This window comes from Clostridium sp. JN-9, from assembly GCF_004103695.1.
Classification (GTDB): domain Bacteria; phylum Bacillota; class Clostridia; order Clostridiales; family Clostridiaceae; genus JN-9.
The window spans coordinates 1,769,075-1,787,446 of sequence record NZ_CP035280.1 but is presented as its reverse complement, the minus strand read 5'-3'; the positions used below and the strand labels follow the sequence as shown (position 1 = coordinate 1,787,446).

Sequence of the window (18,372 nt, the reverse complement as noted above, 5' to 3'; positions counted from 1 at the left end):
TATGAAAAAAATTAAAAAATTTTCAAGTATCATTATAGCTTCAATATTTATTTTAATGCAATTATTGAATATACCTGTAAACTATGTACATGCCAATGAAGCCTCAAATATCAAGTGTAATGTAAGAATAGAAGGCATGCAGGGTATCATTTTCCAGGGAAGCGGTACTGGCAACAATGCATTGGATATATTTAAGAATGCAGTAGGGGATAAAGTATCCTATCATGTAACATCCAGTGAAATGGGCGACTATTTAGATACCATTGACAATATCAAATCAGGTACCATTTCAAAGTATGCAGGATGGAGTTATATTGTAAAATCGGGTTCACAGATAATATCACCTTCTGCAGGTATTAGTTCATATGTGCCAAAGGATAATGATGAAATAATTCTTTATTATTCTGATGGTAATGTGCCTTATGTAAATAAAATAACATTTAATCCATCTGTTATTGTTCCTAATCAGGGTTTCATAGCCAGATTAACTTATACCTGTAAGGATTTTACAAACTGGCCTGATTATACTGTAGTCGAAAAACCAGTAAAAGATGCATTGGTTACAATAAACAATACTGATTATAAAACAAATTATAATGGACAAATAGCCATTGCAGATGGGCTGCCTAAAGGTGATTATACTATTAAGGTAAGCGGATATGATGATAATGCACTTAATAAAGTAATTAGTGACAGCTTTAAATTAAGTGTAAATGGAACCAGCACAAGTAATATAAACATGGTTGAAAGTGATGTATCTTCTGTAGTTCCTGTTGATAATTCAAAAATTGCAAAGAACGTAGACAATGAAATCCAAAGCACTTTAAATGTAGTTAAAACTTATGATACTCCATGGGCTGCAATGAGCCTTCAAAAATTAAATATTAAACCAAAGGAAGGTTTTATAGCAAATGCTGCAAAAGATATTGCTGAATATGGCATTAAAGATTACAGCAACACTGATTTGGAAAAGCTCTCATTTGGCCTTATAGCAAGCGGTTATAGCCCATATGATTTTAATGGTATAGATTTAATCAGCACATTGTTTAATAGAAACATAAATGACTATTTAATTAATGATTCAATTTATGCGTTATTGTTATATAATTACGGAAATATCAATGGCAGTTACAAAATTACAAAAGAGCAATTAAAAGATAGAATATTAAACAGCAGAATAAATGATAATAATTCTTATGGGTGGTCATTAACAAAGACATTTGATCCTGATATTACAGCTTCGGCAATTACAGCTCTTTCTTATTATTATAATAAGGATTCTGAGGTAACTAAGGCTGTTAACGATGCTGTTGTAACATTATCAAATAAAACAACAGATTCCGGATACATTCCAGGTTTATATGGACCTTCCTGTGAAACAAATGCATTTGTTATAATGGCATTAACTTCTATTGGCATAAGCCCTGAGAATATGACAGTGCTTAATAACAAAGTTGTTAATTTTGCAAAATCCAATGGAGATCCTGTATCTGCCCTGCTGTCATTTAAGTCTGGCAATGGAACATATAAGCATGAATTATCAGGAAGTTCGGATCCAATAGCTACAGAAGAGACGCTGCGTGCATTAATCAGCTTAAAACAGTTTAACAGCCAGGGAATTTATAACTACTATTCAAGCAATATAAACAGCAGTTCATTAAAAAAATACAATGTAAGCAGTGAAAATAATAAAAATACTGCTTCTGATAAAAACAATATAAGTAATGATTCAGATAAAGGCAGCATAAATAATGCTTCAGATAAAAGCAATATAAGTAATGATGTACAAACCTTACCAAAAACAGGATCATTTTTATCTGAAAAAGATTTAATACTTTTAGGGATTTTGTTTATAGTTTCCGGAGCATCATTATTATTATTTTTAAATAAAAAAAATAATAGGAGAGTAAACAATGAATAAAAAAATATTAACTATAATTTCTATAGCTGTAGTGTCAATATTGTTATTAATAGGAGGAAGAGCTTTACAAAATAAGTATGCTTTAAGCAGCAATAATAATAAGACTGTTTCAGCAGTTAAAACTGTTAAACCAGATACAGCAGATAAGAAACAGGATTCTACCAGTACAAAAAAAGATGAAAAAGCAGATAAAGCACAAGTTAATACAGCTCCAGCCAGTGAAGCCAATAAAACAGCTGCTGACAAAAAAACTGTACCAAATAATTCTGGTACTGCTTCAGTAAGTACAGCTGCAAAAACACCAACACCTGCTGCTGCTCCTGTAAATAAAACTGAACAGCCAAACTTTACAATTTATAATGATGTAAATAAAACCACAGTTTTTTCTAAGTATATAAGCTTTAATGAGGGTGAAACAGCTGCCAATGTTACTAAAAAAGCACTTGATTCTAATAGTATAAGCTATAGGCTTAAGGATGGATTTTATATTTCCTCCATGGCAGGCTTAAGTGAAAAAGCTTCAGGAATGCCTTCAAGTGGATGGTGTTTCTATGTTAATGGAGTAAAGTCATCTGTTGGAGCTTCAAGTTATATATTGAAATCAGGGGATAAAGTTACATGGAAGTACTTAGAAGATGGATTAAATAAATAAATACAACACTGTCAATATATAATGCCAGAATTTTTCTAAAATTTTAATTATACTATTCATTTTTTATCATTTGTAATGTATAATGTTAATAAATATTATATTGTATAATTTTGGGGAGAGGGTGTTGGTGTTGGCAGAGTGTCCATTTTTATCCACTTATGATAATGAAATAGAGTGTTTTAGTGATTGCGCTCTTTATAATTGTAAGGAAAACGGAGGAGTATGTCCATTTAAGAACCTTTCAGAAATTAATATGCATAAATATGAAGATGATTATTCAATGGATTCATTTAACAACGTGCTTGGAACAATAAGAGAATCCTATTATGAAAATAAAAGTGAGTATGCTTAATTATTAAAAAAAGCCTTGCATCAGTAGTTTTTAACTGCCAATGCAGGGCTTTTTTGTTTTATTATTTTTATTCGTATGCATCAGAATATTCATGGAGCAGTGATTGTTTTAAATTCCAGAGTTTATCTGATAAGTCTACGTAATATTCATGTGGGTTCTCAAATCTTAGAACTTCCATCCAAAGTTTATTTGTCTCTTCTTTTACAATTTTCTTAATATCCATTACTGAAGGACTTTCATAGCAGGCAGATCCATTACTAAATATCTTAACCAGCATTTCTTTAACGTAATAATCCTTTATTTTTTTCTTTTTCCATGTAAAAACAGGATCGAAAATTTCAAGAGGTTTTGATTCATCAATGACTTCATCATTTAATGTAATTAAGTCTGCAATGGCTTTATCAGTTTGTCTGCTAAAAATTCTATATACCTTTTTAAAGCCTGGATTTGTTATCTTTTCTTCATTTTCACTTATTTTAATTTTAGGAATTATTTTTCCATCTTTTCCTTCTACAGCTACCAGTTTATAAACTCCGCCAAAGACAGGCTCCGACTTTGCTGTAATAAGTCTTTCTCCAACTCCAAATCCATCTACTTTAGCACCCTGGCTTATAACATCTCTTATGATAAATTCATCTAGTGAATTTGATATTATAATTTTTGCATCTTCATATCCTGCAGCATCTAAAATCTCTCTGCATTTTTTTGTAAGATATGTTATATCACCGCTGTCTATTCTTATACCAGCTGGTCTTAAACCCCTTGGCTTCAAAACCTCATTAAATACCTTTATGGCATTTGGCAGTCCTGACTTCAGTACATTATAAGTATCCACCAGTAATGTACAGTTATTAGGATAAACTTCTGCCCATGCTTTAAATGCTTCATATTCACTTGGAAACAGCTGTATCCAGCTATGTGCCATGGTTCCTACAGCAGGAATGCCAAACATTTCCTCAGCTATGGAACATGCTGTGGAATTACATCCTCCAAGTACAGCTGCTCTGGCACCGTATATTGCTCCATCATAACCCTGAGCCCTGCGTGATCCAAATTCCATAACTGTTCTGCCTTCTGCTGCTCTTGAAATTCTATTAGCCTTAGTTGCTATAAGAGTCTGATGGTTAATTGTGAGTAATACCATTGTCTCTACAAACTGAGCCTGTATAGCAGGTCCTTTTACGGAAACCAATGGTTCATTTGGGAATACAGGATTCCCTTCTGGAATTGCCCAAACATCACAGGAAAATTTAAAATTACTTAAATAATCTAAAAATTTTTCGGAGAATGTTTCTTTGCTTCTTAAATATTCAATATCATCTTTTGTAAATTTCAGGCTTGACAAATATTCAATGAGCTGCTGAACACCTGCCATTATACAATATCCGCCGTCATCCGGAACTCTTCTGAAAAACATATCAAAGTAAGTAATAATGTCGCCTACACCACTTTCTAAATATCCATTCCCCATGGTAACTTCATAAAAATCAACTAACATGGTAAGGTTTCTCTGATTTCTTACGTCAAAGTTTTTTACGTACTCCATGATAAAATCTCCTCTTTAAGTTTAAAATATTTATTTTTGTAAATAATATAATTATTTAGTTGTATATACACATTATTCTAATACTTAAATTAAATAATTACAACTGCATAAAATGGAGGTTATAATTGAATAAAAATGTTTCTCTGGATTATTTTCAAACCAAAGCAGTAACATCAAAAAGCAGGAATTTATTAGTAGTAGCTGCTCCCGGAAGCGGTAAAACCAGCGTAATAATTAATAGGGCAGTTTACTTGGTTAAAGATAAAGGAGTTAATATAAACAATATTTTAGTGATTACCTTTACAAGGAATGCTGCAATTAACATGAGGAATAGATATTCAGCTATTTCTGGAGATGTCAATACTCCATTTATTGGTACATTTCACAGCTTATTTTATAAAATATTTGAAAGACATTTTGGAAGAATTAAAATAATCACTAATTCTGAAGCTTACACAGTAATTAAAAACACATTAAATAGTTTTTCAGATAATATAACTGAAGAAAGAGTTAATGAATTTTTAAATTATATTTCTATTTATAAAATTCAAGGCAGGAAATCACTTAATGAAAGCATAGACTTTGAAATATTCATAAAATGCTATGAAGATTATGAAAATTATAAGCATGAAAATAATCTTATTGACTTTGATGATCTACAAACAAAAGTATACAAACTTTTAAAGGAAAGCAGCTTAATATTAAAAAAATACAGCACTACTTTTAAATATATTCTTGTAGACGAATTTCAGGACTGTGATGAGATGCAGATAAATATACTTCAGTTATTAAATAAAAATTGTTCTATTTTTGCAGTTGGAGATGAAGATCAGTGTATTTATTCTTTTAGGGGTTCAATGCCTCAGTGTATGGTTGAATTTGAAAAATATTTTGAAAAAGGTGTTAAAGCCTATCTTGGTATTAATTACAGAAGTACATCTGGCATTGTAACTGCATCCATGAAACTTATTAAAAACAATAAGCTTAGAAATAATAAAACTGTTAAATCCTTTAATAAAGATGAGTCAGACATAAATATAATTAACTGCATGGATAATAAGCATCAATGCTTAAAAATATTAGATAAAATAAATATTTTATCTTCCTCTCATTGTAATAATAAAACTGCAGTTCTTTATAGAACAAGTGCAGAAAATAAACTACTTATAGATCTTTTAATTAAAAATAAAATTGAATTTCAGTTATTAGGTGACAATTATAACTTTTATGAAAATATGATTTGCAGAGATCTTATTTCATATTTAAAATTATCTATTGATTTTACAGATGTTGAAAGTTTTATATCAATTATAAATAAGCCTTACCGATATATATCAAAAATGAATCTTCAAAAGCTTAAAAACAATAAATACAAAGGGGATTGTTTTGATTTTATATGCAATTTAGACATTGCAAATTTTCAGGTGAAAACCCTGGATAAAATAAAAAAACTTTTGAAAAAGTGCAGTAAACTGGATACTCAGGAGGCTGTAAACTGTATTTTATATAAAATTAATTATTATGAATATATTAAGGAGTTTTGCATAAAATACAAAAGGGAACTTTGTGATTTTGATTGTATTATTAATGAATTTTTAGAAAGCTGCAGTGTTTATAATAATATACATGACTTTATTGATTATACTCTTAAAGTAAAGGAAAAAATTAAAAGCAATAATAAAAGTAATGTGATTTTAAGCACTATACATGGTGTTAAAGGAATGGAATTTAACAGTGTATTAATAATGAATTGTATTGATGGATATCTGCCACATGAAAGAAGCATTCCAAATAATATAGAAGAGGAGAGAAGAGTTTTCTTTGTAGCTGTAACCAGGGCCATAGAAAACTTATATTTATATATTCCAAAGTCATTAAAGGGCAGTGAGAGGAAAGTATCCAGATTTATAAATGAATGCGAGCTGCATATAAGTGAGGAGTCATGCAATGAATTTGAAATAAACCAAACTGTAGTCCATAACAGTTTTGGTAAGGGTATTGTCAGGAGTATTGATAAAGATACAATAAAAATTGAATTTTCAAAAGGATTAATAAGACAATTTGATTTAAATTCATTAATTAACAATAATTTAATCAAATTATCTGCTAATAACATATAATAATTATAAGTTTATTATTATTTAATAGTCTTATTATTGACTAATATTTCATATATGATATACTATATAGTATAATATACATTATAAATACCAGGAGGTTAATAATGGTAGCTTTTAATAAAATGTGGAATGACGTGTGTTCTATGTTATCTGAAAATAATATTAAAAATCTTAGTGTAGTTGAGAACTTTAATGACGGATTTGTGGTTAAAAATAATGAAGATACTGAGATTGTAACAAAAGATGATTTTATAGATGTCTGGTGTAAAATGCTTTATTATAATGAAATTTCAGAGCATCAAATTAATGCTGAAAATAAGGTTAAAGAGAAATATGTATACGATATTATAAAGCAGCTCCCATATATAGCAGAAAGCTATGGTATATTAAAGATTGCTGAGTAACTTTATTGAATGTTTATGGTTATTGTTATATAATTTTATTAGGCTCATATTCTAATTAGAATATGAGCCTTTAAAATTGTATGTAAGAGGTAATAATATGAATAGTACAGATGAAGCAGAAATTAATAATGTATTATTTGCTCTAGACATTGGAACCAGAACAGTTATAGGAACTGTAGGTGTTATTAAGGATAAAAAATTTTCAGTGCTTGCTGAAGCACTTGTTGAACATGAAGAAAGAGCTATGATAGATGGCCAGATCCATGACATAAATCTTGTAGCAAATGCTGTAAAAATGGTTAAAAACCAGTTGGAAAAAAAGCTTAATATATCCTTAGAAAATGTCTGCATTGCAGCTGCTGGAAGATTTCTTAAAACAGTAGAAGTGAGATATGATGCAGAGTTAGAAAGTGACATGGAAATTCACAGGGATTTTATAAGGAGTCTTGAATTAACAGCTGTAAAAAAAGCTGAAAGCAGTGTTATTAATGAAACAAAGGGAAAACTTTATTGTGTTGGATATAGCGTAAAAAACTATTATTTAAATGGTTTTAAGATAAGTAATTTATTAAGTCATAAAGGCGAAAATGCATCTGTTGAAATAATTGCAACATTTTTACCCAGAGCTGTTATTGAAAGCTTATATTCAGTTATGAAAATAGTGGGACTTAATGTTTCATGTCTCACATTAGAGCCAATTGCTGCAATTGAGGCAGTTATTCCTCAAAAACTAAGGCTTCTTAATCTTGCACTGGTGGATATTGGTGCAGGCACCTCAGATATTGCAATATGCAGCAATGATACTGTAGCGGCTTATGGAATGGTACCTTTGGCTGGTGATGAAATAACAGAAATTATAGCTAAAAATTATCTCATAGATTTTAATGCTGCTGAGGAAATAAAAAAACAGCTTTTAGTTAATGAAAATATAAAGTATACTGATGTTCTTGGAATAGAAAATCAGGTACAATCAAGTGAAATATTAAACTTTATTTCACCATTAGTAAAAAAAATTGCTGAGCAGGTTGGCAGTAAAATAATGGAGTTAAACAATGGAAAGTCTCCAAATGCAGTTTTCCTTGTTGGAGGAGGAGCATATACTCCATACTATAAGGAATTTCTTGCTGAGAAATTAAATATAATGCCTCAAAGAATAGCAATTAAAGGCAGAGAAAGCGTGGAGGCATGCATTAATCAGGATTTAAATTTAGGAAGTACTGGTATTACTGTGCTTGGAATTGCCCTGGTATCTTTAAAGGAGCTAGGACATGATTTTATTGATGTAGCATTAAATGGCTCTGTTATAAGTTTATTCAATTCTAAAAATCATACTGTACTAGATGTACTTATTCAGGCAGGCATTAATCCTAAAATTTTAATTCCTAAGAATGGTAAAAACATAAAATTTATTTTAAATAATGTAAATAGAATTTGTTTTGGAACAATGGGAAGGCCCTCAGAAATTAAAATTAATGGATTTTCTTCTAATATTGAATCTAATATTAAGGAAGGGGATTCCATAGAAATAAAATATGCTGTAGATGGTTTGTCTGGTGAACCTTATATTAAAGATTATGTAAAAGATCTGAATTCTATAAGTTTTTACCTAAACAATAATTTAGTTAATATGGATCCCGTTGCATTTATAAATAATAACAAGGTTCAGATAAATGAAGAAATCAAAGAAAATGACGTGGTTAAAATAATTTATCCAAGAAGTTTAGGAGATTATATTAAATACTTTTGTGAAAATACCAGTGAAGATTATAATTACTATATAAATGATGAAATTTTAGATTTAAACTATTTAATAAAGGAAGGAGACAAGATATTTCAAAAGCATGATTTAACATTGAGTGGTGAAGTTTATGAAAATAACCGGCTATCATCTAAAGAAGCAGCAGCTACCAATATGGACATAAAAAAGGATGATGCATTAACCCAGCTAAAGGTTCTGGTTAATGAAAAGCAAGTATTGTTAAAGGGAAAGAAAAGTTATGTTTTTGTAGATATCTTCAATTTCTATGACTTTGATTTAACAACAGTAAAAGGCACACTTGAACTTCTATTAAACGGAAAGAGTGCAGGATATTATGATAGTTTATCTGATGGTGATATAATCAGTATAAAATGGATATAATTTAGAAAGGCTGGATACCTTATGCAAGAACAAAATTTAGATTTTTATAAAATGGCAAATGATATAAAAGATGATTTAATAAGCTGGAGGAGACATTTTCATATGAATCCTGAGCTGGGATATAATGAATACAATACCTCTGCTTTTATAAAAGATTTTTTAAATGCTGAAGGAATTGAATTTACAAATACAGCAAAGACAGGCATATGTGCTATTATTAAAGGAAATGGTTCCAAAACAGTGGCACTTAGAGCAGATATGGATGCTCTTCCCCTGCAGGAAAATAATAAATGTGAGTATAGTTCCAAAAACCCAGGGAAAATGCATGCCTGTGGTCATGATGCACATATAACTATTTTACTTGGATGTGCAAAAATTTTGAATTCAATTAAAGATACATTAAATGGAAATGTAAAATTATTATTTGAACCAGCAGAAGAAACAACAGGCGGTGCACGTATTATGATCAAAGAGGGAGTATTACATTCCCCTGAAGTTGATGGAATAATAGGACTTCATGTTGATGAAAATATTAATACAGGATACATAGGAATAAAAAGAGGAGTAGTTAATGCAGCTTCAAATCCTTTTACAATAACTGTTAAGGGAAAAGGCGGTCATGGTGCTCATCCTGATTCTGCAATTGACCCTATAATAATCAGCTGTGAAATAATTAATTCCATTCAATTACTTGTAAGCAGAGAACTTCCTCCAACTTCACCTGCTGTTGTAACTATAGGTTATATAAGCGGCGGTACTGCTCAGAACATTATTCCTGAGCAGGTTAAGTTTGGGGGCATTATAAGAACAATGACTACAGAAAATAGGGAATATGTGAAAAAAAGGCTTAAAGAAATTGTAACAGGAATTACTTCTTCATTAAGAGGAAGCTCAGAAATTGAAATTGAGGAAAGCTATCCATGTTTGTATAATGATGACAATATGGTAGAAATCCTTAAAAACAGTGCTTCCGATATATTATCAAAGGATAAGGTGCTGCTTTTAAAAAATCCAAGCATGGGTGTGGAGAGTTTTGCTTACTTTTCTCTTGAAAAGCCAAGTGTTTTTTATTATCTTGGATGCAGAAATGAAGAAAAGGGTATTGTAAATCCTGCCCATGGAAGTTTATTCGATGTTGATGAAGATTGTTTACCAATAGGAGTAGCAATTCAATGCAAAGCTGCAATAGATTTTTTAAACATTGAAAAAAGATATAAATAATATATACTGTACTAAGGAGAGAGCTAATGAAAATAACAATAGGACCAAATGAGAGTGGGCAAAGAATCGACAAGTTTATACGAAAATGGATGAAGGATGTACCCTTAAGCGCAATTTATAAAAGGTTAAGAAAAGGCGATATAAGGGTTAATGGTTCAAAAGTAAAAGAAAAGTATTCACTTACCGAAGGAGATATAGTTGAAACAAGGGATATAAAAACAGATTTAAAAAAAGAAAAGTTTAAAAGGGTAGACAACAATTTTAAAGTTACATATGAAGATGACAATATTTTATTAGTGGAAAAATGGCCTGGAGTTTTAGTCCATTCAGATAAAAAAAATGGAGAACCAACATTAACTGATTATGTGCTTTCCTATTTGTATGATAAGGGTGATTATCAGCCTGAAAAGGAGATAACATTTATTCCTGCTCCATGTAACAGACTTGATAGAAATACATCCGGCATAGTTGTATATGGCAAAAATTATGAAAGCTTAAAGCTGCTTAATGAAATGATAAGAGATAGAAAAATAAAAAAATATTATTTAGCTTTGGTAAAGGGTAAAATTAAAGATAAAATTTATGAAGCCTACATATCAAAAGATGAGGATAGTAACATATCCCAGATTTCAGAAGATAATAAACCAGGCTATAAAAGAATAGCTATGGATGTTAAAACTGTGCAGACCTGCGGGCTTTATTCATTGCTGGAGATTGACCTTATAACTGGAAGAAGCCATCAATTAAGAGCTCATTTAAGTTATCTTGGTAATCCAATCATAGGTGATTCAAAATATGGTGACAAAGAACTTAATAGTTTTTTTGTTAATAAATTTGGTTTAAACTTTCAATTTTTATATGCATATAAGTTGATTTTTAAGGATTGTACAGGAAAATTAGAGTACATGGAAAATAAAACTATAGCTGAGTCACTGCCTCCTATTTTAAAGAAAATAAAAAATGATGCTTTTAAGTTTTAATTTTAAATGAATTTAGAGGAAATAAATATGAAGGAACAATCTACAACAAAAGGTTTTGCAGTTCTATCTGCTGCTGGTATTATAGTAAAAATACTTTCACTGCTGTATATTCCATTTTTAATTGCCATAATTGGTGATGAAGGATATGGTATATATGGTTCTGCATATCAGGTTTATGTGTTTATTTATGTTTTGACTAATTCAGGTATACCTGTAGCAATTTCAAAACTAATATCTGAATTAACGGCAGTTGGTAACTATAAGGATGCTGTTAAAAGCTTTAAAATAGCTCGATTTTTGCTGCTACTGCTTGGCATAGTTATGTCAGTAATTATGTTGATTTTTGCCAGAGGCTTTGCAAATTTAGTAAATCCTAAAGCATATTATTCAATATTAGCCCTTGCTCCATGTGTTCTCTTTACATCCATTGCATCTGCATACAGGGGCTACTTTCAGGGAAGAGGAAATATGACTCCAACAGCAGTATCTCAAATAATTGAGCAGACCATTAATACTATTTTTACATTGGTATTTGCTGCTCTATTAATTAAATTCGGAGTTGAAGCAGGCTGCGCGGGAGGTACTATTGGCTCAACCTTAGGTGCTTTATTTTCAGTTGTTTATTTAATTTTATTTTATGAAAGAAACAAAAGGATAAAGGTTCACAGAAAAGTTCATGATATTGAAATCAGAAGGCTTACCAATAAACAAATTATAAAAAAGATAGTAGGTTATGGCATACCAATAACATTAAGTGTTGGATTAACCTATGCCGGAAATCTGGTAGATGTATGGAATACACGTTCAAGGCTGCTTGCTGCAGGCATAAATAGTGCTCAGGCTTCAGTATTATATGGCTATTTATTAAAGTATACACAATTAATGAATGTTCCAATTGCACTTATTACTTCTTTATGCGCTGCAATATTACCAGCCATTGCTGGGGCAGCAGCTTTGGGAGATAAGAAAAGGGTTAGAGAAAAAGTTAATTATGCTTTCAGATTGAGTTTTATAATTTCTATACCTTCTGCATTTGGACTTGCAGTTTTAAGTGATCCAATATATAGACTGCTTAAATTCAGCGGCGGCTCAAATATAATGAGGGTTGGATCAGTAGTATTGGTTCTTATGGCTGTAATGCAGATTCAGATAACAATATTGCAGAGCCTTGGAAAGTTGTATACTGCTACTTTATATTCATTTATTGGTATTGTTTTTAAAATTACAGCAAATTATTTCTTAATTGCTATACCAAGCATCAATATTTTAGGTGCAGTATATGGAAGTATCATAGGATATCTGATTCCTGTAATATTAAACCACAGAATGATTAAAAAAACACTCAGGGTTAGATTTAGTCTGCTTTATCATGGGTATAAACCAATTATATCCAGTCTACTCATGAGTATAGTTGTTTATTTAATCTATAATAATTTAATTTATGTAATAAGCTTTATAAACAAAGGTTATATTGCAAATGCTGTTTCTACAATAATAGCAATAATAGCAGGTATATTTACCTACTTATATGCTTTAATATTAACAGGCGGAATTACAAAGTCTGATATAAATGGACTGCCTAGAAAAGTCACAAGAATCATACCTAGGTTTATGTATGTTAGAATTAGATAAAAATGGCTGCTTTATTAGCATACAAAATATGCTAATAAAGCAGCGTTTTTTATATTATTTCCTATTGAATTACACATATGGAATATATTATTATTATACTATATTATTAATTTCCGTATATTGTATATAAAAATAGGGAGTGAAAGCATGTGCGAATAATAGGCTTATTTATAATTATATTAGGAATAATTTATTTAATTTATTCAATTCTATTCAGAAATAAAATGATGATAATTTAAAAAGTTATCTGAAGTAGAGGGTACAGATATGATTATAAAGTTGAAAATAATCAAAAAATTTAGTCTCTTTTCTTTACTAATCTTTCTTATATTGACCTTGACAGGTTGCAATAGGACATCTGTAGAACAAGATGGTTCTAAGAAACTTTCAAGTTATAAATTCAAAATAAATGATTTTAAAAAAATGGACGAGATACTTGCTAAACAAGAATATAACTATGCAACAGATATTTATAAATATTATATTGCAGTTATAGTATATGATAGCAAAAATGCAACAGTAAATGAATATGAGATAGATAATAAAACCATTACAAATATAAATATTCCTAAAAATAAATACCTCATATTGTCTTTCCCTGCTAATAGAACTATTGAATATACATGGGATATAAAAAATGATATATCTAACGGAATATTGAACTTCGATAGTAAATCATGGATTACACCTTCTACTAAGTCTATTGAAAAAGATGTTACAGGTACTAATTATGATAGGCAGAATTTTTATTTTTCACACTTAAAAGAAGGAACCCAAAAGCTAATAATGAGATATGAACATAAAAAAGGCTTAGTTAATGATTATTTTGAATCTATAATAAATATAAATATAAAATAATAGGATTTGTACAGTAAAAATTAAGAATTGAATAAAATATTCTTAAATTTCACTTAGGGGGATAATAATATGGAAAATAATAATAAAATTATTCGCGAAAAAGAAACAGTGGCAGCCATGATTAAATTATATTGCAATAAAAATCATAATACCAAAAACCAATTATGTACTGATTGCCTTGAACTTAAAGAATATGCCTTAAAACGTCTTGATGGATGTAAGTTTGGTGAAAATAAAACCAATTGCGGGGATTGTAAAATACATTGCTACAAAAAGGACATGAAAGAAAAAATAATTAAAGTAATGCGGTATTCTGGTCCTAGAATGATAATATATCATCCTGTAATGTCTATTGAACATTTAATATCAAAATTTAAAAAGCGTTGATAGATTAATTGTAAATATGGAAAAGCACAGATTAAAATGATATCATTATAAGTGACTTTATAACGGTCAGTATAATACAATCATACATGAAAGACGTTTCACTTAAGACAAGGAGGTAACATTATGGAATTGGAAATATTCGATTTTATTGAAGAAGTTATAAAAAGCTTGGAAAAAGTAAATGATGAATTACAAGATGAAGCTAAGGATTTGGAGACATACTTTCAACAATTGCTGGAAAGCAGCAATGATGGAGGTATAAAGGTGAGCTCAAGAGTAAAGTCTCCTGACAGCTTGAGGGAAAAAATAATAAGGAATGATTATTATAAAAAGTATGAGTCAAGTGAGGAAGTTATTTCAAATCTTTCAGACTTAATTGGGATCAGAGTGGAATGCAGATTCATTGAAGATGAAATGAAAATATATAAAGTACTGAAAAAACTATTTAATAAAAGAAATGCTGATGGATATTATTATAATGCTTTAAATGAAAACATAAGACTGGAGCTGACAAGCAAACAACCCCAGGAACAAAAAAATGGATTTGAAATTTATAGAATAGATGGAGTTTATGAAACAAATTATCGAAAAATAAGATTCGAACTTCAAATCAAATCCCTGGTCAATATATTTTGGGGGGAACTGGAACACAATATAATATACAAAAATAATAATTACAGAATAGCAGATGGTTTTTTAAAGGAACTAATGGGATCCATAAAGAAAAACCTTGCAATGATAGATAATCAGCTTCTTATAATTTATAATCAGTTCAACAGCCAAAACAGCATGGACCCAATGATGAGAAAGTCTCAATTGGAAGTACTTCTTTCAAAAATCATTTATGACATATATTCAACAAAAATGAAAAACAGCATTGGATTCATAGTTGACTTTAAAAAGTCCTGTGATACCATAATGAAATATATTTTTAGAAGCAGTAATGCTGAAAACCTGGAGGATTATAATAAAACACTGCTGAAAACAATGGATAGATTGAATCACATCAGTAAAAATGATGTGGATTTCAAAAGTGAAATAGAATTTGAAAGGGATGTGCATTTTCATGATGATTTCTCCAATATTATCGGACATGCTATTTTGAATTCTATAAACAATGAATTCCAATGGAATTTGTTTTTTAGAATATTATTTGAAATAGAACTTGGAAATAATGCTGAGGATTTTGAAACATTCATTAATTTCATAAGAGATAGGTTTTATGAAAATAACAGTTTTTCCAGATTAAAGTCAATTTTTAACGAAGAAGAATCTGAAAGTATAAAAAATGACATTATGCATACAATGGCTAATAGTTTTAAAACTGTAGATTCCATAGAGTTCATATATTATGATAAAATTGAGGAAATGAATGACATAATAACTTCTTTCATAGATTTGATGTGTGAAAAGATAAGTACATATAAGGAATGGGAGAAAATTCGTGACATTGTGCTAAATTTATTGTATTTCAAAATTCTGTCCATTTTCCATTGCAAGATTGAAACCTATAAAGTAAAAGAACTGATTCAAACAGTTAAAGATGGCGATTATAAAATAAAAATAAGCAAAAGTATCTTTAAATACATAGACAAGCTGGATGACATGGATAGTATAAAAGTTGAGGATGCAGTAAAACTTTTTGAAATTGAAATATGATATTTTATGCCTTACAAAACTGGAGCAGTTTTTGTAAGGCATCTAAACTTTGAAGAAATTATATTCCTCTATTTGAATTATCTATTGGTATATTATCAACTTTTAAAACTTTACCTTTAGTTCTGTTAAAAAAATTCTTTCTATAAAGTATATAAAGAGGCCGACCGTTTATCATAAAATCGTATTGTTCCTTTGTACAGGTTAGTTCCATTTGCTTATTGTCATTTTTAAAAGAGACATAATAGTTATTATTTTTTTCAGTTTTCGTTATTTGAATAAAATCGCTTTTCTCAAGACTTACCTGCACTATATCATTTCTAGGGCTAATTGTTTCAGTAAACATAAATATAAGTCCAATGCTCATTGCAATTAATGCTATTATAAGAAATAATTTCTTATTAAATTTCATAGCTTACCTCTCTTTTATATTTACAATTTTTTAACTTATGAAGCACTGTAGAATGAAAAACCAGGTAAAGAAGATGATGATGTATACATTATCCCAGAAGGATTTACGAATACGCTGTATACTTCTGCATAGTAACTGTAAGTTGCTACTTCATCATAATAATAGCCTATTGAGCCACCTAAATGAGGATATCCTTCACAGAAGAAAAGATCCCCGCAATATTTGCATGTATATACTCCGCCTGAATATAACAGTTGAGATTCATTATTGTTATAACATAGTGCAGGCCCAGATGAAATCATAGCATGAGTTCAATGAACAGGATATGGAGCAACCACTTTTGGGGTTATTTGAGCAGCACTAACTAAAGATGGCTTACTGAAAACGATAGTACCAAAAGTCATAATAGGAATCACTAACGCAACAACTATTTTTTTGACTAAAGAACCTCTCTTTTTAAACATTAAGACATCTCCCTTATATATAAATTTGAAGTAATTATATGTGTACACATAAATTATTACTTTAATAACATTATATAACACTTATAGTACATGTCAACAGTTTGTTAAACATTATTTAACAATTTTGCTAAAATTGATATTGAAAACTTATCATATCGAAAATTTAAACATATAATAAACAATGAATTTTAATGGAATTTGTTTTTTAGAATATTGTTTGAAATAGAGCTTGAAAATAATGCCAAGGATTCTGAAACATTCATTAATTTCATAAGGGATAGGTTTTATGAAATTAACAGTTTATTCCAGACTAAGGAAATGAATGAAGCATTAACTTCTTTCATAGATTTAATGATTTAATATGTGAAAAGATAAGTACATATAAGGAATGGGAAAAACTCATGACGTAGTGTTGAATTTATTGTATTTCAAAATTCTGTCCATTTTCCATTGCAAGATTGAAACCTATAAAGTAAAAGAACTGATTCAAACAGTTAAAGATGTTGATTATAAAATTAAAATAAGCAAAAGTATCTTTAAATACATAGACAGGCTGGATGACATGGATAGTATAAAAGTTGAGGATGCAGTAAAACTTTTTGAAATTGAGTTGTGATGTTTTGTGAGGCATTCTGATCACTTACAAAGGTTGGAAGCAGAGTTAACAACTTTTGTTTCTATTTACCTTCCACTTTGTATGAGTTAAACTGTTACTGTCCATTTGGAAAGCCCTCCTTTAGTTTTGAATTGGTCGACAAAACCATATCTATTATACCAAATAAGGTCTTTTTTTGCTCACCGCTTAAGCTTTTGTGAACACACCTGCATAGCAGGTGGTCTTCTTTATACAAAAAAAGCCTCTTAACTCAGTAGTTAAGAGATGTAAAAATACTCGTAATTGGATTTACTTGAAGATGCTCTTATTGCAATGTCGATCCTATAACGGTATACTTTTTCACTAAATAATCTAATTTTTTTGTTTCACTCTCACTTAGTGGGTTATTCATTACCGCATTTAAAGTAGGTAATAAAATTGATAGATCATTTTTTTCAACTACATCTCTAATATTCATTTTATTAGTTATATTATTGTTAAATTCCCAAAGAGTATTTTTTAAAAGGGGATTCTTTTTATAATAAGAAGTCAATGGATATATTGTAACTGATTTGCTAGTACCTGATGATAATTGAGCTATTGCTGCAGTTTGGTCAATTTCTTTTGTTTTAAGCTTTTCAATGCCAACAGAAATGTACTGCATAGCTATATTAAATTCATTATCAGCATTAATCTGGCATTGATTTTTATAATTTTTAAATTTAATATACTGAAAAACATTTAATAATAAAGAAATTATCATTAGTCCGATTATTATAACAATTTTGCTGGCCTTAAGTTTCATTTAATATATCACTCCTACCTCATATAACGATTGACTTTTCTAGACTCACTTAACATAATAAATCTTCATGTTTTTTATAGATGGTTCTTTTCAATAAAAGAAACAGTTATTATATACTATAGTGTATAATAACAATGTTTGCAAATTAACCTAATATCTATTTTAAATAGAAATGTATTAAAAATCAAACTCAATTAACTTTTACACGTAGCAACTATTAATTGAGT

General features: G+C 29.5%; 19 protein-coding genes. 14 read left to right on the top strand and 5 right to left on the bottom strand.

The features are described from left to right. Window position 1: 1 nt before the first annotated feature. The 3 genes from EQM05_RS08585 (at window position 2) to EQM05_RS08575 (ending at window position 2,925) form a co-directional block, all read left to right on the top strand. Entirely contained in the window at window positions 2-1,921 is a 1,920-nt protein-coding gene (locus tag EQM05_RS08585; RefSeq protein ID WP_128749660.1) for a hypothetical protein, read from the top strand. After that, window positions 1,914-2,573 carry a DUF4430 domain-containing protein gene (locus EQM05_RS08580; protein WP_128749659.1) on the top strand — a complete coding sequence of 220 codons (660 nt, stop codon included), beginning with the start codon at window positions 1,914-1,916 and terminating at the stop codon, window positions 2,571-2,573. The genes EQM05_RS08585 and EQM05_RS08580 overlap by 8 nt, the downstream gene beginning before the upstream one ends. A gap of 127 nt (window positions 2,574-2,700) precedes the next feature. Beyond that, a complete protein-coding gene (locus EQM05_RS08575) occupies window positions 2,701-2,925 on the top strand; it encodes a hypothetical protein (RefSeq protein WP_205694127.1) in 225 nt (74 codons plus the stop codon). A 67-nt stretch (window positions 2,926-2,992) separates the two neighbouring features. On the opposite strand, the gene EQM05_RS08570 is transcribed toward EQM05_RS08575, so the two are convergent. Continuing rightward, the gene (locus EQM05_RS08570) at window positions 2,993-4,471 is read right to left on the bottom strand and encodes a nicotinate phosphoribosyltransferase (RefSeq protein WP_128749657.1); all 1,479 of its coding nucleotides are present in this window, start codon (window positions 4,469-4,471) and stop codon (window positions 2,993-2,995) included. Between the two features lie 125 nt (window positions 4,472-4,596). Between EQM05_RS08570 and EQM05_RS08565 the strand changes: the two genes are divergently transcribed. The 9 genes from EQM05_RS08565 (at window position 4,597) to EQM05_RS08525 (ending at window position 15,872) form a co-directional block, all read left to right on the top strand. Beyond that, window positions 4,597-6,591: an ATP-dependent helicase gene (locus tag EQM05_RS08565; RefSeq protein WP_128749656.1), complete on the top strand. Its 1,995-nt coding sequence runs from the start codon at window positions 4,597-4,599 to the stop codon at window positions 6,589-6,591. Between the two features lie 104 nt (window positions 6,592-6,695). After that, window positions 6,696-6,995 carry a hypothetical protein gene (locus tag EQM05_RS08560; protein ID WP_128749655.1) on the top strand — a complete coding sequence of 100 codons (300 nt, stop codon included), beginning with the start codon at window positions 6,696-6,698 and terminating at the stop codon, window positions 6,993-6,995. Between the two features lie 97 nt (window positions 6,996-7,092). Further along, the gene (locus EQM05_RS08555) at window positions 7,093-9,135 is read left to right on the top strand and encodes a cell division FtsA domain-containing protein (RefSeq protein WP_128749654.1); all 2,043 of its coding nucleotides are present in this window, start codon (window positions 7,093-7,095) and stop codon (window positions 9,133-9,135) included. A gap of 21 nt (window positions 9,136-9,156) precedes the next feature. Further along, window positions 9,157-10,356, top strand: coding sequence for an amidohydrolase (locus tag EQM05_RS08550; protein WP_128749653.1), 1,200 nt, complete (start codon window positions 9,157-9,159; stop codon window positions 10,354-10,356). A gap of 26 nt (window positions 10,357-10,382) precedes the next feature. After that, the gene (locus EQM05_RS08545) at window positions 10,383-11,336 is read left to right on the top strand and encodes an RluA family pseudouridine synthase (RefSeq protein ID WP_128749652.1); all 954 of its coding nucleotides are present in this window, start codon (window positions 10,383-10,385) and stop codon (window positions 11,334-11,336) included. A gap of 27 nt (window positions 11,337-11,363) precedes the next feature. Beyond that, on the top strand, window positions 11,364-12,968 hold the full coding sequence (locus tag EQM05_RS08540) for a polysaccharide biosynthesis protein (RefSeq protein WP_128749651.1): 1,605 nt from the start codon (window positions 11,364-11,366) through the stop codon (window positions 12,966-12,968). Between the two features lie 267 nt (window positions 12,969-13,235). Further along, window positions 13,236-13,826: a protease inhibitor I42 family protein gene (locus EQM05_RS08535; RefSeq protein ID WP_128749650.1), complete on the top strand. Its 591-nt coding sequence runs from the start codon at window positions 13,236-13,238 to the stop codon at window positions 13,824-13,826. A 69-nt stretch (window positions 13,827-13,895) separates the two neighbouring features. Then, window positions 13,896-14,213, top strand: a complete 318-nt coding sequence (locus EQM05_RS08530; RefSeq protein ID WP_128749649.1) for a nitrous oxide-stimulated promoter family protein — start codon at window positions 13,896-13,898, stop codon at window positions 14,211-14,213. A 123-nt stretch (window positions 14,214-14,336) separates the two neighbouring features. Next, on the top strand, window positions 14,337-15,872 hold the full coding sequence (locus EQM05_RS08525) for a hypothetical protein (RefSeq protein ID WP_128749648.1): 1,536 nt from the start codon (window positions 14,337-14,339) through the stop codon (window positions 15,870-15,872). Window positions 15,873-15,930: 58 nt separating this feature from the next. Here EQM05_RS08525 and EQM05_RS08520 read toward each other — a convergent pair whose 3' ends face one another. Genes EQM05_RS08520 through EQM05_RS15755 form a run of 3 tightly spaced genes read right to left on the bottom strand, consistent with a single transcriptional unit; the run spans window position 15,931 to window position 16,745 of the window. Then, a complete protein-coding gene (locus tag EQM05_RS08520) occupies window positions 15,931-16,281 on the bottom strand; it encodes a hypothetical protein (RefSeq protein ID WP_128749647.1) in 351 nt (116 codons plus the stop codon). 35 nt (window positions 16,282-16,316) lie between these two features. Next, window positions 16,317-16,583, bottom strand: a complete 267-nt coding sequence (locus EQM05_RS08515; protein ID WP_128749646.1) for a hypothetical protein — start codon at window positions 16,581-16,583, stop codon at window positions 16,317-16,319. Window positions 16,584-16,592: 9 nt separating this feature from the next. Beyond that, window positions 16,593-16,745 (bottom strand): hypothetical protein, encoded by a 153-nt coding sequence (locus tag EQM05_RS15755; protein WP_164917245.1) that lies wholly within the window; start codon window positions 16,743-16,745, stop codon window positions 16,593-16,595. 213 nt (window positions 16,746-16,958) lie between these two features. Between EQM05_RS15755 and EQM05_RS15750 the strand changes: the two genes are divergently transcribed. Then, window positions 16,959-17,105, top strand: a complete 147-nt coding sequence (locus EQM05_RS15750; protein WP_164917244.1) for a hypothetical protein — start codon at window positions 16,959-16,961, stop codon at window positions 17,103-17,105. Window positions 17,106-17,166: 61 nt separating this feature from the next. Continuing rightward, a complete protein-coding gene (locus EQM05_RS08510) occupies window positions 17,167-17,361 on the top strand; it encodes a hypothetical protein (protein WP_128749645.1) in 195 nt (64 codons plus the stop codon). Between the two features lie 304 nt (window positions 17,362-17,665). Here the strand turns inward: EQM05_RS08510 and EQM05_RS08505 are convergent, their stop codons facing one another. Next, window positions 17,666-18,145, bottom strand: a complete 480-nt coding sequence (locus tag EQM05_RS08505) for a hypothetical protein (RefSeq protein WP_128749644.1) — start codon at window positions 18,143-18,145, stop codon at window positions 17,666-17,668. Window positions 18,146-18,372: the final 227 nt, after the last annotated feature.

What these genes read in the sequence shown, in the direction of transcription:
- EQM05_RS08585 (WP_128749660.1), top strand. Translation starts at nt 2, where the DNA reads ATGAAAAAAATTAAAAAATTTTCAAGTATCATTATAGCTTCAATATTT.
- EQM05_RS08580 (WP_128749659.1), top strand. Translation starts at nt 1,914, where the DNA reads ATGAATAAAAAAATATTAACTATAATTTCTATAGCTGTAGTGTCAATA.
- EQM05_RS08570 (WP_128749657.1), bottom strand. Translation starts at nt 4,471, where the DNA reads ATGGAGTACGTAAAAAACTTTGACGTAAGAAATCAGAGAAACCTTACC.
- EQM05_RS08560 (WP_128749655.1), top strand. Translation starts at nt 6,696, where the DNA reads ATGGTAGCTTTTAATAAAATGTGGAATGACGTGTGTTCTATGTTATCT.
- EQM05_RS08555 (WP_128749654.1), top strand. Translation starts at nt 7,093, where the DNA reads ATGAATAGTACAGATGAAGCAGAAATTAATAATGTATTATTTGCTCTA.
- EQM05_RS08550 (WP_128749653.1), top strand. Translation starts at nt 9,157, where the DNA reads ATGCAAGAACAAAATTTAGATTTTTATAAAATGGCAAATGATATAAAA.
- EQM05_RS08545 (WP_128749652.1), top strand. Translation starts at nt 10,383, where the DNA reads ATGAAAATAACAATAGGACCAAATGAGAGTGGGCAAAGAATCGACAAG.
- EQM05_RS08540 (WP_128749651.1), top strand. Translation starts at nt 11,364, where the DNA reads ATGAAGGAACAATCTACAACAAAAGGTTTTGCAGTTCTATCTGCTGCT.
- EQM05_RS08535 (WP_128749650.1), top strand. Translation starts at nt 13,236, where the DNA reads ATGATTATAAAGTTGAAAATAATCAAAAAATTTAGTCTCTTTTCTTTA.
- EQM05_RS08530 (WP_128749649.1), top strand. Translation starts at nt 13,896, where the DNA reads ATGGAAAATAATAATAAAATTATTCGCGAAAAAGAAACAGTGGCAGCC.
- EQM05_RS08525 (WP_128749648.1), top strand. Translation starts at nt 14,337, where the DNA reads ATGGAATTGGAAATATTCGATTTTATTGAAGAAGTTATAAAAAGCTTG.
- EQM05_RS08520 (WP_128749647.1), bottom strand. Translation starts at nt 16,281, where the DNA reads ATGAAATTTAATAAGAAATTATTTCTTATAATAGCATTAATTGCAATG.
- EQM05_RS08515 (WP_128749646.1), bottom strand. Translation starts at nt 16,583, where the DNA reads ATGATTTCATCTGGGCCTGCACTATGTTATAACAATAATGAATCTCAA.
- EQM05_RS15755 (WP_164917245.1), bottom strand. Translation starts at nt 16,745, where the DNA reads ATGTTTAAAAAGAGAGGTTCTTTAGTCAAAAAAATAGTTGTTGCGTTA.
- EQM05_RS08505 (WP_128749644.1), bottom strand. Translation starts at nt 18,145, where the DNA reads ATGAAACTTAAGGCCAGCAAAATTGTTATAATAATCGGACTAATGATA.